General features: G+C 68.7%; 28 protein-coding genes. 17 read left to right on the top strand and 11 right to left on the bottom strand.

Annotation, left to right across the window (positions count from 1 at the left end):
• Nucleotides 1-86: 86 nt before the first annotated feature.
• Nucleotides 87-818 (top strand): hypothetical protein, encoded by a 732-nt coding sequence (locus tag ACH413_RS24940; protein ID WP_093595949.1) that lies wholly within the window; start codon nt 87-89, stop codon nt 816-818.
• A gap of 405 nt (nt 819-1223) precedes the next feature.
• Here ACH413_RS24940 and ACH413_RS24945 read toward each other — a convergent pair whose 3' ends face one another.
• Together ACH413_RS24945 and ACH413_RS24950 are read right to left on the bottom strand one after the other, a co-directional pair.
• Nucleotides 1224-2078, bottom strand: coding sequence for an acyl-CoA thioester hydrolase/BAAT C-terminal domain-containing protein (locus ACH413_RS24945; protein ID WP_360045400.1), 855 nt, complete (start codon nt 2076-2078; stop codon nt 1224-1226).
• 4 nt (nt 2079-2082) lie between these two features.
• Nucleotides 2083-3528, bottom strand: a complete 1446-nt coding sequence (locus tag ACH413_RS24950; protein ID WP_360045402.1) for an MDR family MFS transporter — start codon at nt 3526-3528, stop codon at nt 2083-2085.
• Nucleotides 3529-3720: 192 nt separating this feature from the next.
• On the opposite strand from ACH413_RS24950, the gene ACH413_RS24955 reads away from it, so the two are divergent.
• Both ACH413_RS24955 and ACH413_RS24960 read left to right on the top strand, forming a co-directional pair.
• Complete coding sequence (locus tag ACH413_RS24955; RefSeq protein WP_360045404.1) at nt 3721-4665, top strand: serine hydrolase domain-containing protein; 945 nt, start codon at nt 3721-3723, stop codon at nt 4663-4665.
• A gap of 60 nt (nt 4666-4725) precedes the next feature.
• The gene (locus ACH413_RS24960; protein WP_360045406.1) at nt 4726-5412 is read left to right on the top strand and encodes a hypothetical protein; all 687 of its coding nucleotides are present in this window, start codon (nt 4726-4728) and stop codon (nt 5410-5412) included.
• Here the strand turns inward: ACH413_RS24960 and ACH413_RS24965 are convergent.
• Entirely contained in the window at nt 5377-5853 is a 477-nt protein-coding gene (locus ACH413_RS24965) for a DUF6328 family protein (RefSeq protein WP_360045408.1), read from the bottom strand. The genes ACH413_RS24960 and ACH413_RS24965 overlap by 36 nt on opposite strands.
• 80 nt (nt 5854-5933) lie before the next feature.
• Between ACH413_RS24965 and ACH413_RS24970 the strand changes: the two genes are divergently transcribed.
• Nucleotides 5934-6479 (top strand): superoxide dismutase, encoded by a 546-nt coding sequence (locus ACH413_RS24970; protein WP_360045409.1) that lies wholly within the window; start codon nt 5934-5936, stop codon nt 6477-6479.
• Here ACH413_RS24970 and ACH413_RS24975 read toward each other — a convergent pair.
• Entirely contained in the window at nt 6476-7156 is a 681-nt protein-coding gene (locus ACH413_RS24975) for a DUF4241 domain-containing protein (RefSeq protein ID WP_360045411.1), read from the bottom strand. The two genes, ACH413_RS24970 and ACH413_RS24975, sit on opposite strands and share 4 nt — an antisense overlap.
• Before the next feature lie 122 nt (nt 7157-7278).
• On the opposite strand from ACH413_RS24975, the gene ACH413_RS24980 reads away from it, so the two are divergent.
• From ACH413_RS24980 to phoU, 6 genes are all read left to right on the top strand, one after another.
• Nucleotides 7279-8043, top strand: coding sequence for a macro domain-containing protein (locus tag ACH413_RS24980; RefSeq protein ID WP_360045413.1), 765 nt, complete (start codon nt 7279-7281; stop codon nt 8041-8043).
• A 10-nt stretch (nt 8044-8053) separates the two neighbouring features.
• The gene (dusB, locus tag ACH413_RS24985; protein WP_360045415.1) at nt 8054-9178 is read left to right on the top strand and encodes a tRNA dihydrouridine synthase DusB; all 1125 of its coding nucleotides are present in this window, start codon (nt 8054-8056) and stop codon (nt 9176-9178) included.
• Nucleotides 9171-9623 (top strand): hypothetical protein, encoded by a 453-nt coding sequence (locus tag ACH413_RS24990; RefSeq protein WP_360045417.1) that lies wholly within the window; start codon nt 9171-9173, stop codon nt 9621-9623. The genes dusB and ACH413_RS24990 overlap by 8 nt, the downstream gene beginning before the upstream one ends.
• A 141-nt stretch (nt 9624-9764) precedes the next feature.
• Nucleotides 9765-10613: a GGDEF domain-containing protein gene (locus tag ACH413_RS24995; RefSeq protein ID WP_360045419.1), complete on the top strand. Its 849-nt coding sequence runs from the start codon at nt 9765-9767 to the stop codon at nt 10611-10613.
• A gap of 298 nt (nt 10614-10911) precedes the next feature.
• The gene (locus tag ACH413_RS25000; RefSeq protein ID WP_360045421.1) at nt 10912-13980 is read left to right on the top strand and encodes an LCP family protein; all 3069 of its coding nucleotides are present in this window, start codon (nt 10912-10914) and stop codon (nt 13978-13980) included.
• A gap of 72 nt (nt 13981-14052) precedes the next feature.
• The gene (gene phoU / locus ACH413_RS25005) at nt 14053-14718 is read left to right on the top strand and encodes a phosphate signaling complex protein PhoU (RefSeq protein WP_360045423.1); all 666 of its coding nucleotides are present in this window, start codon (nt 14053-14055) and stop codon (nt 14716-14718) included.
• 13 nt (nt 14719-14731) lie between these two features.
• Here phoU and ACH413_RS25010 read toward each other — a convergent pair whose 3' ends face one another.
• The 7 genes from ACH413_RS25010 to ACH413_RS25040 form a co-directional block, all read right to left on the bottom strand.
• Nucleotides 14732-15892 carry a hypothetical protein gene (locus tag ACH413_RS25010; protein WP_360045425.1) on the bottom strand — a complete coding sequence of 387 codons (1161 nt, stop codon included), beginning with the start codon at nt 15890-15892 and terminating at the stop codon, nt 14732-14734.
• 27 nt (nt 15893-15919) lie between these two features.
• Nucleotides 15920-16696 carry a phosphate ABC transporter ATP-binding protein PstB gene (pstB, locus tag ACH413_RS25015; protein ID WP_189159115.1) on the bottom strand — a complete coding sequence of 259 codons (777 nt, stop codon included), beginning with the start codon at nt 16694-16696 and terminating at the stop codon, nt 15920-15922.
• 10 nt (nt 16697-16706) lie between these two features.
• On the bottom strand, nt 16707-17621 hold the full coding sequence (gene pstA, locus ACH413_RS25020) for a phosphate ABC transporter permease PstA (RefSeq protein WP_360045428.1): 915 nt from the start codon (nt 17619-17621) through the stop codon (nt 16707-16709).
• A complete protein-coding gene (pstC, locus tag ACH413_RS25025; RefSeq protein ID WP_360045430.1) occupies nt 17618-18682 on the bottom strand; it encodes a phosphate ABC transporter permease subunit PstC in 1065 nt (354 codons plus the stop codon). The genes pstA and pstC overlap by 4 nt, the downstream gene beginning before the upstream one ends.
• Before the next feature lie 33 nt (nt 18683-18715).
• Nucleotides 18716-19828 carry a phosphate ABC transporter substrate-binding protein PstS gene (gene pstS, locus ACH413_RS25030; RefSeq protein ID WP_360045432.1) on the bottom strand — a complete coding sequence of 371 codons (1113 nt, stop codon included), beginning with the start codon at nt 19826-19828 and terminating at the stop codon, nt 18716-18718.
• A gap of 198 nt (nt 19829-20026) precedes the next feature.
• Nucleotides 20027-20902 (bottom strand): mycothiol synthase, encoded by an 876-nt coding sequence (mshD, locus tag ACH413_RS25035; RefSeq protein WP_396425145.1) that lies wholly within the window; start codon nt 20900-20902, stop codon nt 20027-20029.
• A gap of 10 nt (nt 20903-20912) precedes the next feature.
• Complete coding sequence (locus ACH413_RS25040) at nt 20913-21674, bottom strand: response regulator transcription factor (protein WP_319976680.1); 762 nt, start codon at nt 21672-21674, stop codon at nt 20913-20915.
• 175 nt (nt 21675-21849) lie between these two features.
• Here ACH413_RS25040 and ACH413_RS25045 point away from each other — a divergent pair, with 175 nt between their 5' ends.
• The 7 genes from ACH413_RS25045 to ACH413_RS25075 all read left to right on the top strand — a co-directional run bounded on the left by ACH413_RS25045 (nt 21850) and on the right by ACH413_RS25075 (nt 25661).
• Nucleotides 21850-22572: an alpha/beta fold hydrolase gene (locus tag ACH413_RS25045; protein WP_360045434.1), complete on the top strand. Its 723-nt coding sequence runs from the start codon at nt 21850-21852 to the stop codon at nt 22570-22572.
• A complete protein-coding gene (locus ACH413_RS25050; RefSeq protein WP_360045436.1) occupies nt 22569-23405 on the top strand; it encodes a DUF2993 domain-containing protein in 837 nt (278 codons plus the stop codon). Before ACH413_RS25045 ends, ACH413_RS25050 begins: the two co-directional genes overlap by 4 nt.
• Nucleotides 23402-23806, top strand: coding sequence for a thioredoxin family protein (locus tag ACH413_RS25055; protein ID WP_360045438.1), 405 nt, complete (start codon nt 23402-23404; stop codon nt 23804-23806). Before ACH413_RS25050 ends, ACH413_RS25055 begins: the two co-directional genes overlap by 4 nt.
• Before the next feature lie 79 nt (nt 23807-23885).
• Nucleotides 23886-23963 (top strand): putative leader peptide, encoded by a 78-nt coding sequence (locus ACH413_RS25060; protein WP_360045477.1) that lies wholly within the window; start codon nt 23886-23888, stop codon nt 23961-23963.
• Nucleotides 23964-24035: 72 nt separating this feature from the next.
• On the top strand, nt 24036-24473 hold the full coding sequence (locus tag ACH413_RS25065; RefSeq protein WP_360045440.1) for a DUF4395 domain-containing protein: 438 nt from the start codon (nt 24036-24038) through the stop codon (nt 24471-24473).
• A 38-nt stretch (nt 24474-24511) separates the two neighbouring features.
• On the top strand, nt 24512-25357 hold the full coding sequence (locus tag ACH413_RS25070; RefSeq protein ID WP_360045442.1) for a sulfurtransferase: 846 nt from the start codon (nt 24512-24514) through the stop codon (nt 25355-25357).
• 4 nt (nt 25358-25361) lie between these two features.
• Complete coding sequence (locus ACH413_RS25075) at nt 25362-25661, top strand: DUF1416 domain-containing protein (RefSeq protein ID WP_319976674.1); 300 nt, start codon at nt 25362-25364, stop codon at nt 25659-25661.
• Nucleotides 25662-26118: the final 457 nt, after the last annotated feature.

The following is a 26118-nucleotide window of genomic DNA, read 5'->3' on the forward strand; positions in this document are numbered from 1 at the left end:
GGGCCCCTCACGGCGGCCGGCTGAAATCGGGTGCAGGCACGGCTTTCCGGCACGTAGGGTGCCGCGAGACCAAAGGGGGGTGCGGCATGACGAAGCTGAACCAGATCATCGCGGTGGAGAAGAGTGTCAAAGGGGGCACGCTTCGGGACCTCACCGACGCGCATCACGGGTTGCAGAAGCCCGCGCTGCTGGCCGGTATCTCCCGGACGTACCAGCCGAAGGACGAGGACGGCGAGGTGTTGCCGCCGGAGTCCACTCGCGTGCAGATCAAGGCCGAGGACGTGCTGCGGAAGACCGCCGGGGTGATGACTCGGCTCTTCGACGTCACGGCGACCAAGGACTGGGCCAACTGCGTCGCGAAGGCCGATGTGGTGGTCGACGGGCAGACGTTGCTTCGCGACGTGCCGGTGTCGTACCTGCTGTTCCTCGAGAAGCAGCTGACCGACCTGCACACCTTCGTGAAGAAGTTGCCCTTGCTGGACGCGGCGGAAGACTGGAACTTCGACGAGTCCGCCGACTACTGGCGCACCGAGCAGGTTCGGACTATCCGCACCAAGAAGGTGCCGCGCAACCACGTCAAGGCTGAGGCCACGGAGAAGCACCCGGCGCAGGTCGAGGTGTACTACGAGGACATTCCGGTGGGGTACTGGACCACGGTGAAGTTCTCCGGTGCGCTGCCTGCCCGGCGGGTGAACGAGCTCGTCGACCGGGTGGAGAAGCTCCAGCACGCGGTGAAGTTCGCCCGCGAGGAAGCCAACAACATGGAGATCACCGACCAGCGCGTCGGAGAGGTCGTCTTCGACTACCTGTTCCGGTAGCGTCCACAGACTCCCCCGCTGGAGCGCGGGGGTGCGCTCCCGATTGGGAGCGTGAAAGCTGAAACTGAAACGTCAGCCTGAACCACTCGGTCACAAGTGCAGGTTCGAATCCTGCTCCCGGCACCATCGCGCCGGGGTAGCCCAATCGGGAGAGGCAAGCCGGGATCAAGCTCAGACTCTCGCTCCAGAATCAGCATTTCCGCCGAACGCCAGATCAAACGAGAACGGACAAGACTCGCCGAGGTGCAGGTTCAAATCCTGCTGGCCGCTCTACCCATGCGGCCGTAGCTCAACGGCAGAGCGCGGCGACCTAAGGACTGATCCGACTCTTAAACGTCGCTGGTGTGCGCAAATGGGCGGCAAACCGGGGCCCTGGACTGGACATGTCCGGGGCCCCATCCGCGTTCAGGTGCCGCGTATCGCGTTCAGGACGTGCGGCCAGGCAGCCGTTCCCAGGGCCCTGTCTTCGGCGTCGGTGCCGCCGTAGCAGAGGTACGTCGACGGGCTGGCGGGTTCTTCTCCCGGCAGGCGGGGGCGATGGCCCGCGGCGGGCCGTTCGACCAGCACGGTGGGGAGTCCGGCGGCGAGCCTGCGGTCTCGCAGTGTTCTCGCGGCGGGCAGGGAGGGCCAGGTCTGGTCGTCTCCGCCGGCTACCAGGACCAGTTCGGCCTTGGTTTTCTCCGCTGGGATGGCCGCGGCCTCGTAGTGGTCGGGGTAGTGCTCTTGGCTGTGTTCGTACCAGCCCCGCAGAGGTACGAGGCCGTCCTCACGTGGTTTCGGCTCCCAGGTCTTGTCGCGGGGCACGAACGGGAGCGGTTCGCCTTGCCAGGTCCACGACGAGCGCCACGGGTGGCTTTCGCCGTCTGTTCCCGCGCCCAGGTTCGCCCAGGTCACTGAAGGTGGCGACAGGGCCACCACGGCGGCGGTGCGCTGGTCCAGGATGGACAGCCATAACGCTGCTTCGGCGCCCTTGGACAGGCCCAGCGCGGAAAGTCTCTCGGCGCCCTCGGTCTGGAGGAGGTCCAGGCCTGCGCTGAACGTTTCCAGTGGGACCTCACAGATCCCCGGCGGCTGGTCCTCGCCGCCGTACCAGCGAAGTCCCAACGCCATCAGACCGGCGCGGGCCAGGAGCCTGCACCGGTCGAGCGTGCCGGGGCCGTAGGAGCCGTGCAGGACCAGCACTCCCGCACGGCTTCCGGTACGAGGGCGCACGAGCACGCCCTGCACGGCGCCGGTGATCTGCTGCTCGACGACGTCCAAGAACTCAGTGGGCCATCACTTCGCCGGACGTCGTGGTCCGGCTCGGCAGCATGGCCGCCACGACGATCGTGGCCGCGGCCAGGACGGTGGCGATCACGAACGCCAGCTTCATGCCGCTCAGCTGCGCCAGCGCGGCGGTGGTGCCTTCTGCGACCAGGTGGCCGGTGCGGGCGGACATCACGGTCACGACCAGGGCGGTGCCCAGGGCTGCCGCCACCTGCTGGAGCGTGCCGAGGATCGAGCTGCCGTGCGGGTACATGTTCGGTGGGAGGGCGCCCATGCCGAGGGTGAAGATCGGCGTGAACGTCGCTGCCAGGCTGACCATCAGGAGTGCGTGCAGGGCGAGCACCTGCCAGTACGGCATAGTCATCGAGACCTGGGTGAAGCCGGCGAGGGAGAGCACGATGCCGATCGAGCCCGGCAGGACCAGCGGGCGGCTGCCGAGGCGGTCGTACAGGCGGCCGACGGTCGGGCCCAGCAGTCCCATGGCCAGGCCGCCCGGCATGAGGAGCAGGCCGGTCTGCAACGGGGTGAGGCCTCGCAGGTTCTGCAGGTAGAGGGGGAGCAGGATCATCGAGCCCATCATCGCCAGGAACGCGATGCACATCAGGGCCAGCGCCAGGGCGAAGGTGCGGTGCGTGAGGGTGCGCAGGTCCATCAGCGGGGCGCCGGTGCGCTGCAGCTTGAGCTGGCGGAGCACGAAGAACGCGATGGTGGCGGCGCCCGCGATGACGATGCCGATGCTCGGGCCCAGGTTCGACTCGCCCTCGCCGAAGAGGCTCAGGCCGTAGACGAGGCCGCCGAAGCCGAGGGTAGCCATGGCCGCGCTGGCCCAGTCGAGGGTGCTGACCTGGGGTTCGCCGATGTTGTCGAGGTGGCGCAGGCCGAAGTACGTCACGGCGCCGGCGATCGGGAGGACGGCCACGAACAGCAGGCGCCAGGAACCCAGCTGCAGGATCACGCCGGAGATGGCCGGGCCGAGGGCCGGGGCCACGGAGATCGCCAGCGTCACGTTGCCCATGACGCGGCCTCGGTCCTGCTCCGGCACGACGGTCATCAGCGTGGTCATCAGCAGCGGCATCATCACGGCGGTGCCCGCGGCCTGCACGATGCGGCCCAGCAGCAGGATCGTGAACGACGGCGCGGCGGCGGAGATGGCGGTGCCGGCCAGGAAGACGCCCATCGCGATCGCGTAGCCCTGGCGAGTGGTGACGCGCTGCAGGAACCAGCCGGTGACCGGGATCACGGCGGCCATGGTGAGCATGAACGCGGTGGAGACCCACTGCGCGGCCTGTTCGGTGACGTGCATCGACTCCATCAGGCGCGGAATCGCGTTGATCATGAGCGTCTCGTTGAGGATCACGACGAACGTGGCCAGCACCAACAGGCGCACGACCAGGGGTGTCTTGCCCCCTTGCACGGTCGGCCGGTCTTGGATCGCAGCAGGCATGTCAGGCCCTCACTAGGTTGCTGGCATCAGGTTCTTCGCGACACCGGAGGAGACCTGCAACGCTGTAGGAACTCATCGGTACACCCGAGTCTTCCTCATCGCCGCCCCGGTCTCACCCGGTTTCTCGTCCGTCTACCTGTACGTCGAAGGGCGAGACCGCGAATCGACATGCCGGTCCGTAGTTTTTTCGGGATGAGGTTGAAGCTGGGCGAACTGATCGCCGAGTACGACGTTCCGGGTGCTCAGGTGGCCGTGCTGGCCGGCGGGGAGATACGGGACGAGGCCGCGGGCGTGCTGAGCGCGCACACTCAGGTCGAGGTGACGAACGACTCGGTGTTCAAGGTCGGTTCGATCACCAAGATCTGGACGGCCACGCTCGTGCAGCAACTGGTGGACGAAGGGCTGCTGGATCTCGATCGTCCGATCTGCCACCACCTGCCTGGGTTCACCGCTTCGCTCACGGCTCGTCATCTCCTCACGCACATGGGCGGGATCGCCGCCAACCACTTCTTCGACACCGGGCGCAACGGCGACGCGATCGAGAGGTTCGCTAACGCCATCGCGGCGGAGGAGCACCCCGTTCCGCCCGGCACTGGTTTTTCGTACTCCAACAGCGGGTTCGTGGTGCTGGGCAGGTTGGTGGAGGTGCTGCGCGGCCGGCTGTTCCAAGACGTGCTGCGCGAACGACTGGTGACGCCGCTGGGATTGCGGGCCGTTGCCACCGACGCGGACGAGGCGATCTTCCACCGGGCCGCGGTCGGGCACCGCGAGGACGGATCGCCGGTCACCGAGTGGGCGGTCGCTTACGGCACGGCGCCGAGCGGGTCGCATTTCGCGATGAGCGCGCGTGAGTTGATGGAGTTCGTGCGGCTGCACCTCGACGACCCGAAGCTCGCGGTGTTGCGGGAGACCCAGGTCGACGCCGTGCCGGACCTCGGGATCGGGGTGGTCGGCTGGGGACTCGGATGGATGCTGCACCAGGACGGCGTCGTCGGGCACACCGGGGTTTCGAAGGGGCAGAAGGCTTTCCTGCGGGTGGCGCCGGACGCCGGGGTCGCGGTGGCCGTGCTGACCAACAGCGTGCTCGGCGAGCCGTTGGCGCACAGGATCTTCACCGAGGCTCGGACCACGGGCTGAGGGCGGGGTCGGACCTCGGGCCGATCACAGGCGGTCGCGGCGCTGGCAGCGTCATCGACCATGAGGTTTCCGAACGGGTGGGTTGGTGGCACGGCTCTCGTCGTGGGGCCGGTGCTGTTGCTGGTGGGCACGCTGTTGCGGTCGCCGTTCAACTTCTTCTTCCCCGACCAGCTGAAGGCGGTGGCCGAGCATCCGGAGCTGATGCGGGCGGCATACACGGCGTTTCTGGCCGGGAACGTCGTGATGTGGGCGGCGGTCGCCTGCCTGGTGCAGCGGATGGGCACCAGGTGGGCTGCCTGGGGCGGGATGCTGGTGACGGTCGGGTTGTTCGAGCGGACCTTTCACGCCGGGGTCGATCAGGCGGCGTTCAGCGCCGTCAGGCAGCTGGGTGTCGAGGGGGCGACGGACCTGGTGGCGAAGGGATATGGAGAGCTGCACCTGTTCAGCTTCCTGTCCTTCACGATCATGTTCGGCTGGTTCGTGCTGGCCTTCGGGGCGTACCGGTCCGGGGCACTCGGCAAGGTCAGGTCGGTCGCGCTGGCGACCATGGGGTTGTTGCCGCTCGGTGTCCTGAAGGGGACCGAGGTGCTGTCGATCGTCGGCACGGCCGGGTTGTGCGTCGCGTTGGTGCCGCTGGGGGTTCTGGTGTTGCGCGAACAGCCTCGGCCCACAAGGAAGAACGTGCTGACGGCGGTGCCGGTGGCGCTCGGGCTAGGGGCGCTCGCGGTTCTGAGCACGCTCGGATGAGGCGAACGGCACCGCGAACCAGAGGCCGGTGAAGACGACGAACGCCGACACGCCGACCACGATCGCGGGCCAGCCGCCCAGGACCACCTCGGCGAGCAGCAGGACCGTGCCGGTCATCGCCAGGGCCAGGAAGGCCAGGCCCACCAGGGCGGACGTGTTGCCGTAGCGGACCACGTCCTCGCGGCGGCCCTGGCGGAACAGGACTCGGTGCCACGCGGCGGGAGCGGTGAGGAAGGCGACGGCCGCCGCCGCGCACAGCACCGTGACGAGGTGGGTGACGCGGATGTAGCCACCCACGGTCGTGTACTTGTCGGTGAACGCGATGGAGAGCAGGAAACCGAACAGGATCTGCACGCCGGCCTGGGCCACGCGCAGCTCCTGGAGCAGCTCGTTCACGTTGCGGGCGAGTCTGCGCTGGCGAGATTCCTCGGCTTCGCTCACCACGCTCGCGTACCCGCGTCTGAGCAGTTGAAACGCCGAAAAATGGCGGAGCTGGGCCGTTGGCACTAAGCAGGTGATCCATGAAGACGCTTGCAGTCGCGGTCGCCGCCGCGCTCCTGTTCACCGGTACCGCGCACGCCGAACCCGCGAGGGTCGCTCACACGTCCGCGAAGTTCGGGAGTTACAGCGCCACGGCGAAGGCCGTCACGTACGACGCCAAGGTCCCGGCCGGAGCCAAGGTCACCGTCGTGGGAGTGCCGACGGTCACCGGCGGCACGACGGTGTTGTTGGTGCTGAACGGATTGCAGCCGCACCGGGCCTACGGCGCGCACGTCCACGTGAAGAAGTGCGGCGCGGCTCCGGCCGATTCAGGGCCGCACTTCCAGAACGTCACCGACCCGGTCCAGCCGTCCGTCGACCCGGCCTATGCCAACCCCCGCAACGAGATCTGGCTCGACGTGCACACCGACGGCCGCGGGTTCGCCCACACCGAGTCCACTGTGGACTGGCAGTTCACCGAACGGCACGCGCAGTCCGTGGTGCTGCACAACGAACACACGCACACCAAGCCCGGCGAGGCAGGCACCGCCGGGCCACGACTGGCGTGCGTGAACGTCGAGTTCTAGACCCGGTTGATGACAAAAAAGTCAGTGACGAACGCGACCGGCTCGCCCGCGGTGTTGCGGCCGACCCAGGTCGGGTAAACGCCGTCGCCCCAGCCGGTCGAGAACGCCACGACGTTCAGGCCGGTCCGGGCGTCGGTCACGTTGGCCGGACCACGGCCGCCACCGACCGCGCCGAGCGCGTCGATCAGCTCGCAGTTGCCCAGCTCGTCGTCGCCGGCCAGGCGGTCCAGCGCCGTGGCGGCGGCGAGGTCGAAGAACGCGCCGGTGCTCGACTTCACCTCGTAGCCGAACTCCGGCATCACCGGCAGCATCGGCACGTGCTCGCCGGGGACCACCGCCGGACGCCACGAGTACGCGGGCTCGTCCTTCACCGTCACCTTGGCGGCCGCGACGCGATAGCCCTGCCGCTCGTCCGGGCACCCGTCGCCGTCGATGTACGAGACCAGCGAGACCGACACCGGGTACGTGCCCGGCTCGACCTGGTCGGTGAACGCCTCGGCGTCCTCCGGCCACACGACGAACGGGTCGGCCGCCACGAGTCTGCCGGTCGGCAAGGCCAGCTCACCGACCTGCTGCACGGCGATGACCTGCTGTTCGCCGCCACCGGTCTGCTTGCCCACCGGTCCGTCGACGAAGAACCGCTCGAACCCGGACCTGATCAGTGCAACCGCCCCCATGAGCTAGGCCACCTCCAAGGGCATGTTGGCAGAAGGCCCTGACACCCGATCGGGGCACCGGGGGTGTTCGCGCTCGGTGAAGTCCGCGATACCGCAAGGAATCCGCTGCCACGCTGGTCAGCATGGGGACGATCGAGGTTGTGCTCGGCGACATCACGCAACAAGAAGTTGACGTCATCGTCACGGCGGCCAACGAGTCGTTGCTCGGCGGGGGCGGGGTGGACGGCGCGATCCACCGCGCGGCCGGGCCGAGGCTCGCGGAGGCGGGGTCGACACTGGCGCCGTGCGAACCGGGCCAGGCCGTGGCCACGCCGGCGTTCGGCCTCGCGCCGGTCAGGCACGTGATCCACACGGTCGGGCCGGTCTGGGAGGACGGCGAGCAGGGCGAGGACCTGGTGCTCACGAGCTGCTACCTCAACTCGCTCCTGCTCGCGGAGGAGCTCGAAGCCGAGAGCATCGCCTTCCCCGCCATCGCCACCGGCGTCTACGGCTTCCCCGTCGAACGGGCTGCGGAGATCGCCGCGCTGACGATCCGCTCGCTGGCGATCATCGAGGAGATCCGGTTCGTGGCGTTCGACCAGGAGACCTTCGACGCGCTGACCAGGCAGCTGGCCAAGCCGGTCGAGGTGTCGTGCCCGACCTGCGCGGCCAGGGCGATCCCGATCGCGTACGGGACGTTGGCCAACCCGCGGTTCGAGGGGAAGGGAGCCGGGTTGTTCGCCCCCGACGGTTGCTTCAAGCTGGGCGACGGCACCGATCCGCAGTGGGAATGCGCGAACGGCCACCGGTGGACCAACGGCGAACGTGACGAACGTCGCCACCAGGTCGCCGTCCTGGACGCCTTCACGGTCACTCTCGGTGAAGATCACGGCAGGTCAGTGCCGTAACCTGAAGGGCGTGTCCGTTCCCTCCACGCTGAAGATCGGCCCGTTCGCCGTCGACCCGCCCGTTGTGCTGGCCCCCATGGCCGGCATCACCAACGTGGCGTTCCGGCAGCTGTGCCGTCAGTACGGGGCCGGGCTCTACGTCTGCGAGATGATCACCGCCCGCGCCCTCGTGGAACGCGACGCGATGACCATGCACATGATCACGTTCGACGAGGGGGAGAGCCCCCGGTCGATGCAGCTCTACGGCGTTGATCCGAAGAACGTCGGCGAGGCCACGAAGATGATCGTGGACGAGAACCTCGCCGACCACATGGACATGAACTTCGGCTGTCCGGTGCCCAAGGTGACGCGCAAGGGCGGTGGCGCGGCGCTGCCGTACAAGCGCGAGCTGTTCCGGCAGATCGTGCGGGCCGCGGTGCGCAACGCCGGGGACATGCCGGTCACCGTGAAGTTCCGCATCGGCATCGACGACGACCACCTGACGTACCTCGACGCGGGACGTATCGCGCAGGACGAGGGCGCACAGGCCGTGGCACTGCACGCGCGCACGGCGTCGCAGCGGTACTCCGGCAAGGCGGACTGGACCGCCATCGCGCGCCTCAAGGAGGCCGTGACCAGCATTCCGGTGCTGGGCAACGGGGACATCTTCAGCGCTCAGGACGCGCTCGACATGGTCGCCGAGACCGGGTGCGACGGCGTGGTCGTCGGGCGCGGTTGTCTCGGCCGGCCGTGGCTGTTCCGGGACCTGCAGGCGGCGTTCCGCGGTGAGCCGGTCCCCGAGGGGCCGAGCCTCGGCGAGGTCGCCGACGTGCTGCGCAGGCACGCCGAGCTGCTCGCGGCGCACGACGGCGAGCACAAGGGGCTGCGCGACCTGCGCAAGCACATGGCCTGGTACTGGCACGGCTTCCCGGTCGGCGGCGACACGCGGCGGGCGTTCGCGATGGTGTCGAGCCTGCAGGAGCTGGACGACCTCATCGGCACGCTCGACCGGTCGGTGCCGTTCCCCGAGAACGCCGAGGGGCCGCGCGGCAGGCAGGGTTCGTCGGCGAAGGTCGTGCTGCCCGAGGGCTGGCTGGACGACCCGGAGGACGCCACGGTGCCCTCCGGTGCGGACGTGATGCACTCCGGTGGCTGAACGCGTCGCGGTCCTCCTGGCCTCGCTCGCGCTGGTCGCGGGCTGTGGCGGTCCGGTCGCGGGCTCCGCGAAGCCGGTCCGGCTGTCCGACGGCGACCGCGCCAAGTTCAAGGAGTACTACGCCCAGGTCAACAAGGCCGGTGACGAGAGCGCGTCCAAACAGGCACAGCTCCTGAAGGACACGCAGCACCCGGACTTCCGGCAGAAGGCGTGCGACCTGCGCGGCGCGACGATCAAGGTCGAGCCCACGTGGACCACGCTGCGGATGGACGCCGACTGGGCACCACCCGGGGAGAAGGCCCATCCGCGGGGCGACGTGTACGTCGTCGCCGTCACGATCACGCTGCGGCAGCAGGATCAGGCGATCGGCAGCCAGATCGGCTCACTGCACGTCGTGCTCCTGGACGACGAGGTGTACGGGTTCGCGCCCTGCCTCGGTGGCTGAGCGGGTTGTTGATCTTCCAAGCTCACTGGATCGGAGCAGCTGACGGTCAACCGGACGGGGGAAATCCCACCCCCACGTGTCCTTGTAGCTCAAGCACCGCCTCCCAAGGGACGACACCTGCCAAGTAAGGAGGTGACCGCGATGACCGCGCTGCGACCCGAAACCGCAGAGACCCAGCAGGCCGACGCCCCAGTCGACAAGCAGGGTCCTGGCCTTGTGGGGCTGCACGAGTCCATCGCGACGTTGCTCGCCTCCCGCGGCCAGTGGCGCCAGGCGTACCAGCACCTGCGTTCCGCACTCGACCTCGTCCACGCGGACCAGGTCGAGGAGCCGCACGTTCCGGAACAGCTGCGCCGCGAGGTCGAGCTGCTGCGCCGGGAGCACGCCGAGGCACGCGAACAGAGCCTGCGCGACAGCCTCACCGACTCCTACAACCGCCGTTACCTCGACCAACGGCTGATGGACCTGCTGACCGAGCACGGAGCGTGCCGGCACGGGCTCGCCATCGCGTTGATCGACCTCGACTGGTTCAAGCAGGTCAACGACACCTTCGGCCACATCCTCGGCGACCGGGTGCTGCAGCGCGTGGTCGAGATGCTCCAGCAGGGCCTGCCCGAGGGCGCCTTCTGCGCCCGCTACGGCGGCGAGGAGTTCGTGCTCGTGCTGCCCCGCGTAGACGCCTCCAGCGCCCTGGAGATCGTCGAGAACGCCCGGGAACGTGTCGAGCGTCACCCGTGGCAGGAGATCGCGCCAGGGCTGCGCGTGACCGTCAGCGCGGGCCTCGCGTACGAACCGCCCGCGGACGAGGCGCCGCAGCGGCCGGCGGTCAGCGCCGAGCAGCAGTTGCTCCGCGCCGACAGCCTCCTGTACACAGCCAAGCAGTCGGGACGCAACGCGGTGGCGTACCGTGCCGACGGACGGGTTCGCCTCGCAGGTGCTGCCGCGGGCAGGCGTGCGATCACTGAGACACGTGTTCTCGGTTACTACTGAGTGACCTGGCTCACCCGTTCAGGGCAAGCAGACTGCTCGTAATCGCGTACAGATCGCAGCTCTATCACCCGGAGTGGTCGTCAGAAGTGGCCTACATCCGTAGTATCGCGGGCGCAACTGACACGCCGGTGATGCAACCCTTGTGTCCCGGTCGACGTCCTTTCGTAATGACGAACCGCTTTTGCTTCTGACCCAGAAGGGAGATTGGGTGCCCGACGACCCCCGACGTGGCGGCCCCTCTTCCCGTGGTGATCAGGATCCCCAGCACGACCAGCCGACCGGCCGTAGACGTCGCTCGATGGAAGGCTCTGGGGGCCTGAGCGTCTCGGACCTCATCGAGCAGCACAGCAGGACGAACATCCCCCGACCCGTCCCGCCAGGCTCGCCCGACGAACCCACGACAGGCAGGCGTGCCCTGCCCGACCCACCCGCGCCGACCGGCAGGCGTGCTCTGCCTGATCCCCCGGTGCACCAGCCACCGCAGCCCCAGCAGCCTCCACAGGCACCGCGGCAGCAGCCACCCGCAGCTCACCGGCCTGGTGAGCAGACGGGTACGCGCCCGCGGCCTGAGCAGGCCGCCCCGCAGAACTTCACCGCCGACCAGACCGGCCGGCGGCGCAGGGCGGACGTTCCGCCCGAACCGAACGGCGTCCAGCCGCCCCCGGCACGCCCGCGTCCCGCTCCAGGTGAGCAGACCGGTCCACGGCCGAGGCCTGCCCAGATTCCGATCCCGAATCCGGAGCAGAGCGGTGCCTACCGGGTCGAGCAGACCGGCCAGCGGCCGCGGCCCGACGCGACGGGCATGCAGCGCCGCCCGGTCCCCGGCGAACCGCCGAGCGGCCAGGTCCGGCGTCCCGCGCCGAACGAGATGCCGCCCAACGGCGCTCCGCAGCGCAGGCTCGCCCCCGGCGACGCTCCGTCGTCCAACGGCATCCCGCGCCCACCGGCACCCGACGCCACCTCGAACGGCATGCCCAGGCCGCCTGCTCCCGGCGACCCGAGGCGCATGCCTCCTGGTGACGCGCCGTCCTCGAACGGCATTCCCCGGCGTCCGGCGCCTGGTGTGCCCGAGGCGAACGGCATGCCCGCCGGCACGGTCCGCCGGCCGGGACCCGACGTCAACGGGGCACCGCCGCGCAGGCTCCCGCCGGGCGACGCCCCGTCGTCCAACGGCATCCCGCGCCCACCGGCACCCGGCGAGATCTCGCAGCCCAACGGTCTCCAGCGCCCGCCTGTTCCAGGTGGGGCGCCGGACGGTCCCGCGCCGCGCCGCCTCCTGGCGGGCGAGGCACCGTCCTCCAGCGGCATTCCGCGTCCTCCCGTCCCCGGCGAGGGTCCGGAGAACACCGGCCGCCGCCCCATGCCCCCGAACGGGGACGTGACCGGCAGGCAGCCGATGCCGTCGCGCGCGGAGTCGAGCGGTCCCCGGCCGATGCCCCCCAGGGCGGAGTCCAGTGGCCCGCGGCCGATTCCCGGTGGCCTCGCGGGCCGGCTCGGCGCCGAGCCCGTGGACGAGCCCAAGGCCGACGCGCCCGGCCCTGAAGCCACCCAGATCGCCTCGGCGGCGGGTGTGGCCAAGGTCGAGAAGCGCGAAGACATGGACCCGTTGAGCCTCACCACCGAGATGGAGGCCATCGGCGACGACGTCAAGAAGCGTCGCGAGGTCGACCACACTCTCGCGCGGTTCTCCGCGGTGCACGACGAACTGCTCGAGCAGGAGCGCCAGCGCAAGGAACGGCGCGCCAAGCTCATGCCGTGGGTCAAGGACGGCGACGAGGACGACCTCGTCGACGAGGCGACCCAGTTCGCCGAGCCGGTCGTCCTCGGTGAGGAAGCCGGTGTGCAGCGCACTCCTGGTCGCACGCCGCAGCAGCGCAAGCTGATGCGCGCCGGCCGGATCGGCGCGATCGCCGCCGCGGCCGTCGTGTTCGCGTCGACGGGCATCGGCTGGGCCGCGATGCAGTGGGCCGACTCCAAGATCCAGAAGACCCAGGCGCTGGGCGGCAACTCCCAGGCCGTGCTCCAGGCCGAGAAGCAGCTCGGTGACGAGAACTTCCTGCTGGTCGGTTCGGACACCAGGGCCGGTGCGAAGGCGGGTGACAACGTCGGCACCCAGGCGCAGGAAGGTGGCGCGCGGTCGGACGTGATCATGCTCGCGCACATCCCCGCCGACCGGAAGCGCATGGTCATCGTGTCGCTGCCGCGCGACGTGCGCGTCGACCGTCCCGCGTGTCGTGCGTGGAACCCGGACAACGCGCAGTACGCCGGCCCGCTGGCGCCGGAGAAAGAGGTCATGGCGAACTCCGTCTACAACGACGGTGGACCCGAGTGCGTCGCGAACCTGATGACCCAGCTGACCGGCCTCAACATCAACCACTTCGTCAGCATCGACTTCGTCGGCTTCCGCGAGATGTCGACCGCGATCGGCGGCGTGGAGATCTGCTCGCCGACCGCGATCAAGGACGACGAGCTCGGTGTCATCCTCGAGAAGCCGGGCAAGTACACGCTCAAGGGCGACCAGGCACTGCAGTACGTGCGCGCTCGCAAGGTCCAGGCCCAGGGCGACAGCGGCACGGACTTCGACCGGATCAAGCGGCAGCAGGGTTTCCTGTCGGCGATGCTGCGTCAGGCGCTGTCGAACGAGGTCCTGCTGAGCCCCACCAAGCTCAACAACTTCATCAACGCGCTCACCAAGTCCACCGTCGGTGACAACGTCGGTGTGGCGCAGTTGCTGGAGCTCGCGAACTCCTTGCAGAGCCTCGACGCCGGCCGCGTCTCGTTCGTGACGATGCCGCACTGGACCGACGAGGGCCCGACGAAGTCGAACGACGACAACATCGAGCGGCTCAAGGACGACGACGTCAAGGCGTTGTTCCAGACGATCATCGATGGAACGCCGTTGCCGCAGGAGAAGCCGGTCGAAGGAAAGCCCGGCGAGACCAACGCTCCCGCGCAGCAGCCCGGCACGGTGATCGACCCCAAGGACGTCACCATCCAGGTGCTCAACGGGGACCCGACCAACGGCGGCGCGGTCGCCAGGACGTCGAACGCGTTGGAGCAGCAGGGTTTCAAGATCGCCCAGCGCGGCAACGCCGCGGAGAACGCACCCAAGACGATCATCAAGTTCGCGAAGGGCAACGAGAACAAGGCCGCGACGCTCAAGGCGGCCGTGCCCAGCGCGGAACTGGTCGAGGCGCCCGAGATGGGCGGAGCGGTCCAGCTGACGATCGGCGCGGACTTCGACGAGAAGATCCAGGCACCCAAGGCGGGGACCCAGCAGGGCACTCCGCAGGGTCAGGCCGCTGGTCAGCCTGGCGACGGTCTGTCCATTGTGAACGCGGCACAGGACCCCTGCGCGGCGAAGTGATTCGCCTGGGGTTCACCTGCGGTTCATGCTGGCATGTCGCTGCCGCGATGGTCGGGACGTAGGCTGAGCGCCATGCGCGAGGCCTACCACGACTCTCTAGAAGAGCTCGCCGAACGACTGGCCGACATGACCGGCATGGTCGCTGAGGCGATGCAGAACGCGACCACGGCACTGCTGCAGGCCGACCTCGGCCTGGCCGAGCAGGTCATCAGCGGTGACCAGAAGGTCGACGACGTCCGCTCCAGCATCGAGGAGCAGTCGTACGCGCTGCTCGCGTTGCAGGCACCGGTCGCGACCGACCTGCGCACGGTGCTCGCGGTGATCCACGCCGCCGAAAGCGTCGAGCGCATGGGCGACCTGGCGCTGCACGTGGCCAAGGCCGCGCGGCGCCGGCACCCGGCGTCCGCGCTGCCCGAGGACGTGCAGCCGTACTTCTCCGAGATGGGCCGCATCGCGGTCAAGCTCGCGAACGAGGCCGCGTCGATCATCCGCGAGAAGGACGTCGCCCGCGCGCGCAGCCTCGAAGACGAGGACGACGCGATGGACGACATCCACCGCCACCTGTTCTCCGTGATCATGGACAAGGACTGGCAGCACGGCGTCGCCGCGGCGGTGGACGTGACGCTGCTGGGCCGTTTCTACGAGCGCTACGGCGACCACGCCGTGTCGGTCGCCAAGCGCACGGTCTTCGTCGTCACCGGCCGGATGCCCGGCTACGGCGACGACGAGAACCTCTAAGCCCCTTCAGGATCTAGCGAAACTGCCCATCGCGCTCTGCCACCAGCTCCGGATCGGCGTAGGCCTCGGAGAACTCGGCGAGCACGGTGGGCAGTTCTTCGTCCCACACCGCCCGTGCCTCGTCGCGCGGCAGATCCCGTGCGTCCACGGTGAAGTAGGCCCACGCCCGCACGATCTCGGGCAGCAGCGCCAGATCCGCGTCGCTCACGTGCAACTTCGCCGCCACGTTGAGGATCAGCACGGCGGTCAGCGACGCCGGCCCGTAGACGACGGGGTCGCGGTTCTGTTCCACCGCGGCGGAAACGACGATCCGCGCGAACGCCCGTGCGGCCTCGACGTCCGCGATCCCGTGCTCTGAGGCCAGGAACGCGTCGACGACCTCGTCCGTCCTTTCCGGACTGATGGCGGGGATCTCGTACTCGTTGGGCACCAGGGCACTCACGCGAGCGTCGGCGAGGGCGATGAGCTGCACCGGGTGCCGCACGTCCTCCTCGCCCATCAGGCCCTCCTCGGCCTCCTCGTCAGGGCCGTCCTCCCAGAACTGCTCGACGTCCGGCCACACTCGGTCGTAGACGTCGCTGGCGCTCAACGGCGTGATCTCGTCGCGGAACGCCTCGGGCGTGGAGGCGATCATGTCCTCCAGCAACGCCACGGTGCCCTCGGCCGGCGTCGCGAACAGCTCGATCGCGGTGGCGCCGAGCACCGGCTGACGCATGAACAGGACGGTCTCGCCGACACCCGCGCGTTCCTGGGTGATCGCGACGACCTCCACGTCCCCCAACAGGTTCGTGACGAGGAAGGCGTCGCGGAAGTCGGCCACGGTGCCGGCGACGTACCAGGACGGCTCGGCGACACCGCGTGCCGCAACGGTTTCCGCGGCGGCGAACGCGGCGACCCTGTTCTCCTCGGAGCCCACACCGGCCAGCGCGCGCAACGCGGTGAGCGCCGCGGGGTCGTCCATCTTCTGCAGCGCCTCGACCAGCGGGTCGGTGCCGGAGCCGGCGAGCCAGAGCGTCGCGTAGAGCTCGCTCGCCCAGGCGTCCGCGAGCAACCAGGACTCCGAACGCAGCGCGGCCGCCGACTCGAGCAACGCCCCGTACGGGGACTGCTGTTCGGGCCTGCGGCCGGGTGCCTTGCCTTGCTTCTTCTTGCGGGGCTTGCTTTGCGGGCTCACGCCAGCAAGATAGTCCAACCCGCGGATTTAGCCGAACCGGCCGGAGATGTAGTCCTCGGTCGCCTTCTGGCTGGGGTTGGAGAAGATCTTCTCCGTGTCGTCCACCTCGATCAGCTGTCCGGGCTGACCGACACCCAGCAGGTTGAAGAACGCGGTCTGGTCGGACACGCGCGCGGCCTGCTGCATGTTGTGAGTCACGATGACGATCGTGTACTCCTTCTTCAGCTCCGTGATCAGGTCCTCGATCGCCAGCGTGGAGATCGGGTCCAGGGCCGAGCAGGGCTCGTCCATGAGCAGCACGTCGGGCTGCACCGCGATGGCACGCGCGATGCACAGACGCTGCTGCTGACCACCGGAGAGGCCGCCGCCGGGCTTGTCGAGCCGGTCCTTGACCTCGTTCCAGAGGTTGGCGCCGCGCAGCGAGCGCTCCGCCACCTCGTCGAGCTTCTTCTTGTCCTTCACGCCCGAGAGCCGCAGGCCGGCCACCACGTTGTCGCGAATGGACATCGTGGGGAACGGGTTGGGGCGCTGGAACACCATGCCGATGGTGCGGCGCACCTCGACCGGGTCCACAGTGGACGTGTAGATGTCCTCGCCGTCGAGCAGCACCTTGCCTTCGACGCGGGCGCCGGGAGCGACCTCGTGCATGCGGTTCAACGACCGCAGCACGGTCGACTTGCCGCAACCCGAGGGGCCGATGAACGCGGTCACGTTCTTCGGCGGCACCGCGAGCGAGACGTTCTCCACGGCGTGGAACTTGCCGTAGAAGAGGTTCAGGTCCTTGATGTCGAGTCGCTTGGCCATGTCCGCCCGCTCACTTCGTCTTCGGCGCCAGCGCCCGCGAGATCACGGTCGCCAGGAGGTTGAACAGGGTGATGAGGACGACGAGCGTGATCGCCGCGCCCCAGATGCGGTCGAAGCCCGCCGCCGTCGGGTTGTTGCGCTCGTTCACCATCATCAACGGCAGCGAGGCCATGGGGCCGTCGAACAGGTTGTAGTTGATGAACGGGGCGTACGCCGCGAGCACCAGCACCGGCGCGGTCTCACCCATGACGCGGGCGAGCGCCAGCATGATGCCGGTCAGGATGCCGGACAGCGCGGTCGGGATGACGATCTTGACGATCGTCTTCCACTTCGGGATGCCCAGCGCGTAGGAGGCCTCGCGCAGCTCGTCCGGGACGATCTTGAGCATCTCCTCGGTCGTGCGCACGATGACCGGCACCATCAGCAGCACCAGCGCGAGCGACACGGCGAAAGCGCTGCGGCCGAGGCCGAACGTCGTGATCCAGACCGTGTAGACGAACAGCGCCGCGACGATCGACGGGACACCGGTCAGGATGTCGACCATGAACGTCGTCGCCTTCGACAGCCGGGAGCGGCCGCCGTACTCGACGAGGTAGATGGCGATCATGATGCCGACCGGCACGGAGATCACGGCGCAGACGAGGCCCTGGACCAGCGTGCCGTAGATCGCGTGGTACGCGCCGCCGCCCTGCTGCCGGGCCAGCAGCCCCGACATCGACTTCTGCCACCAGTCACCGTCGAGGATGACCGGGAAGCCGCGCTGCAGCACCGTGTAGAGCACCCACACCAGCGGGATGATCGCGATCAGGAACGCGCCCCAGACGAGCCCGGTGGCGATGCCGTTCTTGATCCGGCGAGACACGCTGACCGCCTGGAACGTCGGCGGCGTCGCGAGGCGCTGGGGATCCGCGAGATTCGTGCTCACTCGTACTCCTTGTGGCCGGCGACGATCGAGCGCGCGATGGCGTTCACGACGAAGGTCAGCACGAACAGCACCAGACCGGCGGCGATGTAGGCACCGGCCGAGCGCGCGTCGTTGAACTCGGGCGCGGCCAGCGCGATCTTCGAGGCGAACGTCGAACCGCCGTCGAACAGCGACCAGCCGAACGAACTGGTGGCGGTGCTCAGGATGATCGCGACGGCGATGGTCTCACCGAGCGCGCGGCCGAGGCCGAGCATCGAGGCGCTGACGTAACCGGCCTTGCCGAACGGCAGGACGGTCGTGCGCACGACCTCCCACTTGGTCGCGCCGAGCGCGATGGCGCCCTCGACGTGCATGGTGGGCGTGCGCTCGAAGACCTCGCGGCTCACCGCCGTGATGATCGGCAGGATCATCACCGCGACGACGATGCCCGCGGTGAAGATGGTGCCGCCGAGCTGCACGTTCACGTTGCCCTTGGCGAAGATCGGGATCCAGCCGAGGTGCTCGATCACCCACTCCGAGAACGGGAAGAGCACGGGGCCGAGGACGAACAGGCCCCAGAGGCCGAAGACGATCGACGGCACGGCCGCCAGCAGGTCCACGACGTAGGCGAACGGCCGGGCGAGGTTGCGCGGCGCGTACTGGGTGAGGAACAGCGCGATGCCCAGCGCGATCGGCATGGCGATCAGCAGGGCCACCAGCGCGACGACGACCGTGACGAGCGTCAGGTCGAGGATGCCGAACCGCAGGTTCGTCGGGTCGGTGGTGTTCCACTCGCGGCTGGTCAGGAAGTTGACGTTGTCCAGCCCGAGCGACGGGATGGCCTGCAGGATCAGGAACAGGCCGATCGCGCCGATGAGGACGACGATGAAGACACCGGACCCCGTCGCCAGGCCGCGGAAGATGCGGTCACCGGGCCGGACGTGAGGTGCCTTGGCGGTTACTGGAGCTTCCGGTGTCGGGGGAATCGGAGCCTCCGAGGCGGTGGGAGCAGCCGCAACGCCCCGCTCGGCTCCGGCTGCACCGGAGCCGGCGGGGCGCTTGGCCACGACGGGATCATTCATCGCGTCAGCGTTTGTCGAAGTCTCGCATCAACCTCAGGCAATCGCCTTCACGGCGGTCAGGAGCTTGTCCTGGAACGCCTTGGGCAGCGGCACGTAGCCGGCGTCGGCGAGCTGCGCCTGACCGGTGGTGGCGGCAACCGTGAGGAACGCCTTGACGGCCTTCGCGGTGTCGGCGTCGTAGCCCTTCGAGCACACGATCTCGTAGGTCGCGAGCAGCAGCGGGTACGCACCGGCGGTCTTGGAGCCGTAGATCGAGTCGAGGTCGAGGACCAGGTTGTTGCCCTCGCCCTTGACCTTCGCGCCGTCGATGGCCTTGCCGGCCGACTCGGCGGTCAGCTCGACAGCGCCGGCACCGGAGTCGATCTTGGCGATCGAGAGCTTGTTGTCCTGGGCGAAGGACCACTCGACGTAGGTGATGGCACCGTCGATGGAGCCGACGGCCTGGCCGACACCGGCGGACTTCTCCTTGCCCTCGCCGACACCGCCCTTGAACTGCTTGCCGTCACCCTTGGTCCAGCCACCGGCGACCTTCAGGTACTTCTGGAAGTTGTCGGTCGTGCCGGACTCGTCCGAGCGGTAGATGACCGAGATGTCCTTGTCCGGCAGGGTCGCGGAGCCGTTGAGCGCCTTGATGGCCGGGTCGTTCCACTTCTTGACCGTGCCGGAGAAGATCGCGGCGATGGTCTTGGGGTCCAGCACGAGGCTGTCCACGCCGGAGACCTTGTAGCCGACGGCGACGGGGCCGAAGACCAGCGGCAGGTTCCAGGCCGGGTTCTCCTTGCAGCGCTTGGCGGCGTCCGTGGTCTCGGCACCGTCCTTGAGCGCGGAGTCCGACCCACCGAAGTCGACCTGGCCGGCGTTGAAGTTCTTCACGCCCGCGCCGGAGCCCGAGGGGTTGTACGCGAGGTCCACACCGGGGCAGGCGGCCTGGTAGGCCTGCACGAACGCGTCGACCGCGTTCTTCTGCGCGGAGGAGCCCTCGGCGTTGAGCTTGGTCTTGCCACCGCACTCGACCGGGACGGAGGCGGCGTTCGACGAGGGGTTCGTGCCACCCGCCGGAGCGTTGTTGTCACTGCCACACGCACCGAGCAGCAGCGCGCTGGCCGCGACGAGGCCGAGAACGGCACCGTGCCGCTGGATCTTCACCTTGGTCCTCCACCTTGCGGAAAGCATTAGCGGTTCGCGACGGACGCCGCCGCTCGCTACGGAAGGTAGGTAGCCAGAATGGACAGCCCACCTAGTCAGGGTGAACGGGAGGTGAACACCGAACGGGAAGTGACGGGTCACACGGCCAAAAGAGTGACCGCGTGACCAGCGCGTATGCGTTTTGTGACGGTACGTTGACTACCGGGCGTACTGGACGTCGGCGTCCCAAAGGGTGAATCCGAGCTTCGTGTACACGCGGACCGCCGCGGTGTTGTCCGACTCGACGTAGAGCATGACTTCCTTGACGCCCTGTTCGCGCAGGTGACGCAGGCCGGCCAGGGTCAGCACCTTGCCCAGCCCGCCGCCCTGGCGATCGGGGTCGACGCCCACGACGTAGACCTCGCCGAGCTCGGGCGTGTGCACCTTGGTCCAGTGGAAGCCCGCCAGCTCGTCGTCGGCGTCGAACGCGAGCAGGAAGCCCTCGGGGTCGAACCAGGCCTCTTCTTCTTTCGCACGAACGTCCTCGATGGACATCGCGCCCTGCTCGGGGTGCCAGTCGAACGCGCGGTGGTTCACGTAGACGACCGCGGCCTCGTCCTGGCCCGGCACGAACGGCCGGATGGTGATGCCCTCGGGCACCGACGGCTCCGGCAGGTCGTTCTCGACGCGCAGCCGCATCCGCAGCAGCTCGCGCACCTTGCGGAAACCGAGCTTCTCCGCGAGCTTCTCGGCGTCCGGGTGGCCGCCGTGCGCCCAGATCCGCAGCGACTCCTGCGGGAGCGCTTTCACCAGCGCCTCGCCCACGCCCTGATGGCGGTACTTCGGGTGCACGGCGAGCTCGGCGACCTTGTTGCCGCCGGAGTCACCGACCAGGTCGACGTGCGCGTACCCGGCGAGTTCGCCGTTCAGGTGCGCGAGAAGGTGCCTGCTGCCTGTCGCGCCGGGGCGCATCCGCAGTCGCACGGCCTCGCCGACCGGGGCCACGCCATCGGTGCCCTGGGCAGCCTCCAGCAACCCCGTCACCTCGGCGGCCTGGTCGGCCGTCAGCTCCTCGAACCAGCTCAGTTGCGCCACACAGGCGAACCTACCGCGCGATCAAACGCTCATCCAGGACGCGGGCGGAGTCGTCGATCTCCACCTCGGCGAGGTCGGACGGGCGGCGGGACGATCCGGGACGCGGCGGGCGGACGAACTTGTAGCCCACGTTGCGGACCGTGCCGATGAGCGCCTCGTGCTCGGGGCCGAGCTTGGCGCGCAGCCGTCGCACGTGGACGTCGACCGTGCGGGTGCCGCCGAAGAAGTCGTAGCCCCAGACCTCCTGCAGCAGCTGAGCGCGGGTGAAGACCCGGCCCGCGTGCTGCGCGAGGTACTTGAGCAGCTCGAACTCCTTGTAGGTGAGGTCGAGCGGGCGGCCCTTGAGGCGCGCGGTGTAGGTGGCCTCGTCGATCACGAGGTCGCCGAGCTGGATCGCGCCGTCGCCACCGGGCTGGGTCGTGCCGCGGCGCGAGCGGACCAGCCGCAGGCGGGCGTCGACCTCGGCGGGGCCGGAGTTCGGCAGCAGGATCTCGTCGACCGACCAGTCGGAGTTGACCGCGACCAGACCGCCCTCGGTGACCACGGCCACCACGGGCACGTCCACACCGGACGAGTCGAGCAGGCGGCACAGCGAGCGCGCGCCGACCAGGTCGGTGCGGGCGTCGATCAGCACGATGTCGTGCGGTCCGGCCTCGAGGAGCGCGGAGACCTCTGGACGCAAGGGGCGTACGGCGTGGGGAAGCAGAGCCAGCGCCGGAAGCACGGCCTCCGGGTCGGGGTCTGTCGTCAGCAGAAGCACGTCGATGCTCATTCGCGGCGCCCTCCAAATCGGCCGTGGTCGGTCACCTGGACCAGACCAGCGGCGTACGGTGACCGGGCCCCGTTGCCTGCGGATGACGGAGACAATACCGGTGCACCCCGAGAAAGTCCCAGGTCAAGAAGCCGTGCTCACACTTGTTTCCACAAGCGTCATGCCTGTTACATCCATGTCACATGACGGAGTGCGCCTGCACGGCGTCCACCACAAGAGTGAGAGCGACCTCGCTTTCGTTGTGGGACACGGATTCACGAACAACGTGCGCCGGCCCCACGTCGCCCGCGTGCTTGCCCGAATGGCCAGGAAAGCCGGCGTGGTCGCGTTCGACTTCCGCGGCCACGGACGTTCGGAAGGCCGTTCCACGGTCGGCGCGGACGAGATCCACGACATCGAGGCGGCCGTTCTCAAGGCCCGCGAACTCGGTTACTCGAAGATCGCCACGGTCGGGTTCTCGATGGGCGCATCGATCGTGCTGCGGCACGCGGTGCTGGGGGAGACCAGGCCGGACGCCGTCGTCTCCGTCAGCGGACCGGCCCGGTGGTGGTCGCGCGAGACCGCTCCCATGCGCCGGGTGCACTGGTTGCTGGAGCAGCCGCACGGCAAGCTGGCGGCACGGGCGCTCGGGGTTCGGCTCGGCGGCAGCTGGGTACAACCGCCGGAGAGTCCGCTGGAGGTGGTCGGGCGGATCACGCCCACCCCACTGCTGATCGTGCACGGTGACCTGGACCACTATTTCTCCGTGGACCACGCCAGGTCGCTGCACCGCGCGTCCTCAGGACATGCCGAGTTGTGGATCGAGCCCGGCATGCGGCACGCCGAATCGGCCGCGACTCCAGACCTGGTAGACCGGATGGCGGCATGGATCGTCGCCAAGATCGAGGACGAGGAATGACTGCAGGGTATTCCGGCCAGAACCCGGCGCGCGCCAAGCCGAAGAAGAAGTCGCGGCGCGGGAAGTTCCTCATCATCGCCGTGCTCGTGCTGGGCGTGCTGCTCGTCGCGGCCGACTTCGCGCTCGCGGCGGCCGGTGAGTACCAGATCGCCCAGCGGATGCGGGAGAAGCTGCAGCTCAACGAGGACCCGTCGGTGCGGATCAACGGGTTCCCGTTCATCCTGCAGGCGATCCGCGGCGACTACACGCACGTCCGGATCGACGCGTACGGCGTGCCGATCAAGGACGAGCAGCAGGGCGTCGACCTGCGCGACCTCGACATCGGCGCCGACCTGCGGCACACCCGCGTCGAACTGGCCGACCTGCTCGCGGGCAACGTCTCCAAGGCGACCATCGACACGGTCGAGGGCAGCGTCCGGATCAAGGCGCCGGACCTGAACCGGCTCGCGAACCAGGTGACGCCGTTCGACAAGCTCTCGATCGAGCCGGACAACCGCGCCGCCGCCACCCAGACGCCGGCCGACCCGAAGGCGCCCAAGACGACGGCCGCGATCAAGCTCTCCGGCCAGACCAACGTCGCCGGCAAGGTCATCACGCTCACCGCGTACGGCCAGATCGCCCTGGTCAGCGGTGCCATCCAGATCAACATCGACGACATCGAGCTGGACGACGCCTCGCTCAAGCAGATCATCCCGCAGCTGCGCCAGGCGCTCGCGATCAAGATCGACCCCGGCACGCTGCCGTTCAACGCCACGCCGACCGCCGTCGAGGTGGAGAGCGGTTCGTTCAAGCTCAGCGGCACGATCGCGGATGTACCGTTGGTCCAACGATGACTGGTGTGTGGGCGCTTCTGGGCGCGCTGGCCGTGGCTGGCGCGATCGGTGTGCTGCTCAAGGTCCGTGAGGGCCGCATCTCTCGCAAGGACACCGTCGACCTGCCCGCCCCCGTGCGCGACCTGCTCGCGCCGGGGGTGACGCTGGTCCAGCTCTCCACCACGTTCTGCGCGCCGTGCCGGCACGCGAAGGTGATCCTGCGCGACCTCGCCGACCGCACGGACGGCCTCACGCACGCCGAGCTCGACGTCACGAACCTCCCGGACGTCGCCACCAAGCTCGGCGTCATGCGCACCCCGACGACGCTGGCCCTGAGGGCCGACGGAACCGAGGTTCTGCGAGTCGGCGGAGTGCCGAAACGCGACTCGTTGATCGAGGCCCTGCGCCCGCATTTGCCCTAATCCGGTCGGGTGAACCTGCGTTGTTCCACCAGATGGACATACCTCCCGCACCGAGGGATTGAGGGCTACCCTCGCTGGCATGACCTTGCTGCTCACGAAGCGACGCGCGGTTGACCTGTGCCGCACGCGCAGCAGCCTGTGTCGCACGACGAGCTGAACCGGGCTGCTTGACGCCCATCAGCTACCTCTGCCGGACTGAATCCCCTCGTCCGTTTGCCCGGAGGTCGTCGTGCCCAAAGACCGCCCTGTTGACCCGCGCGGACCGCGCTTCTCCGCCTGGATGACCACGGTCATCCTCGCGATCGTGTTGCTCACCGGCTGGTGGCGTCTCCTCGCCGCCCAGACGGTGCTCTTCGCGATGTGCGCGTTTATCTCACTGAAGTTGAACCCGTGGGGTCACGTCTACCGCTACGCGATCCAGCCGCGTCTGACCCCGACCACCGAACGCGAGGAAGCCGCCCCGCTGCGGTTCGCGCAGGGTGTCGGCTTCGTCTTCGCTCTGATCGGCACCCTCGGTTACGCCACGGGCCTCACCACGCTCGGCATGGTCGCAACCGGCTTCGCACTGGTCGCAGCATTGCTCAACGCAGCGCTGGGCCTGTGCCTCGGGTGCGAGATGTACCTGGTGCTGCGCCGGTACGCACCCGCCCTCGCACGTCCGCAATAACGACAAGCACACGCACTAAAACACAGGAGCAACTTCCCATGAGCCGTGAGAACGTGCTGGTCTCGGCCGCCTGGTCCGAGGAAAACCTCCAGGCGCCCGGCGTCGTGTTCGCGGAGGTCGACGAGGACACCACCGCGTACGACGGCGGACACATCCCCGGAGCCGTGAAGATCGACTGGAAGAACGACCTCCAGGACCCGGTCCGCCGCGACTTCGTCGACCGCGAGGGCTTCGAGAAGCTTCTCTCGGCCAAGGGCATCTCCAACGACGACACCGTCGTCCTCTACGGCGGCAACAACAACTGGTTCGCGGCCTACGCGTACTGGTACTTCAAGCTCTACGGCCACACCAACGTCAAGCTCCTCGACGGCGGCCGCAAGAAGTGGGAACTCGACGGCCGCCCCCTGGACAAGGAGGAGGTCACCCGCTCCGAAACGTCGTACAAGGCGCAGGAGCAGGACCTCTCGATCCGCGCCTTCCGCGACGAGGTCGTCGACTCGATCGGCAACAAGAACCTCGTCGACGTGCGCTCCCCCGACGAGTTCTCCGGCAAGCTCCTCGCCCCGGCCCACCTCCCGCAGGAGCAGGCCCAGCGCGGCGGCCACATCCCGTCCGCGGTGAACGTCCCGTGGTCCAAGGCGGCCAACGAGGACGGCACCTTCAAGTCCGACGACGAGCTCCGCGAGCTCTACGCCGACGCAGGCTTCGACGGCAGCCGCAAGACCATCGCGTACTGCCGCATCGGCGAGCGCTCCTCGCACACCTGGTTCGCCCTGCGCGAGCTGCTCGGCCACGAAGACGTCAAGAACTACGACGGTTCTTGGACGGAGTACGGCTCGCTGATCGGCGTGCCGATCGAGCTCGGTTCCGGCAAGGAGGCCTGATCTCATGACCAACGGCTGCGGCGCCCCTGCTCAGGGCGGCACGATCGACGCGTCCACCACGGAAACCGTCCTGGAGGGCAAGGTCCTCGCTGACGGCACCCCGGTAGGCGGCGCCTTCGTCCGCCTGCTCGACTCAACCGGCGAGTTCACCGCCGAGGTGGTCACCTCCCCGGAGGGCGACTTCCGCTTCTTCGCGGCACCGGGCAGCTGGACCGTCCGAGCCCTGCACCGCACCGGCAACGGCCAAGCCGCCGTGTCGGCCTCCGGTCCGGGCGTGCACGCGGTGGAGATCGCGGTCGCCTAGGACGTCTAGACCTGGTTGGTAGGGCGAGGGCCCCGGCGGTTTCGCACCGCCGGGGCCTTCCACGTCTCGGGCAGGCTCGGGGCTTGGGCAGGCCGGGGCTTGGGCAGGCTTGCGGTCTCGGGGCAGGCTCGCGCAGGGGTCCCCTTGGATTTGGAGTCCCCCGCGACCCAACTTAGCGACGGGGTCTGACACTCCCGCGAAGCCGAATCGGCGGGACGGACGGGTGGGGCGGGCGGCGCGAGGCAGGCGGGCCGAGCAGCCAAGGCGGGCGAATGAGGGTCAGGGCGGACAGCCCGAGCGCGCGGTCACGGCAAGCGCCCACCCATCCACGATGCCGAAGGCGAGCAGTCCTTACCGTGCGGTCTGGGTGGGGTGGCTTCGTCACGAGTCGTGCCACAGCTCTTGCTGCATCAGGGAAGGGGTGTCAAGCGGGCACGCTTTTCGCCCGCTTGACACC

The organism is Lentzea sp. NPDC020367 (genome assembly GCF_044387305.1).
In the GTDB taxonomy this organism is placed as follows: domain Bacteria; phylum Actinomycetota; class Actinomycetes; order Mycobacteriales; family Pseudonocardiaceae; genus Lentzea.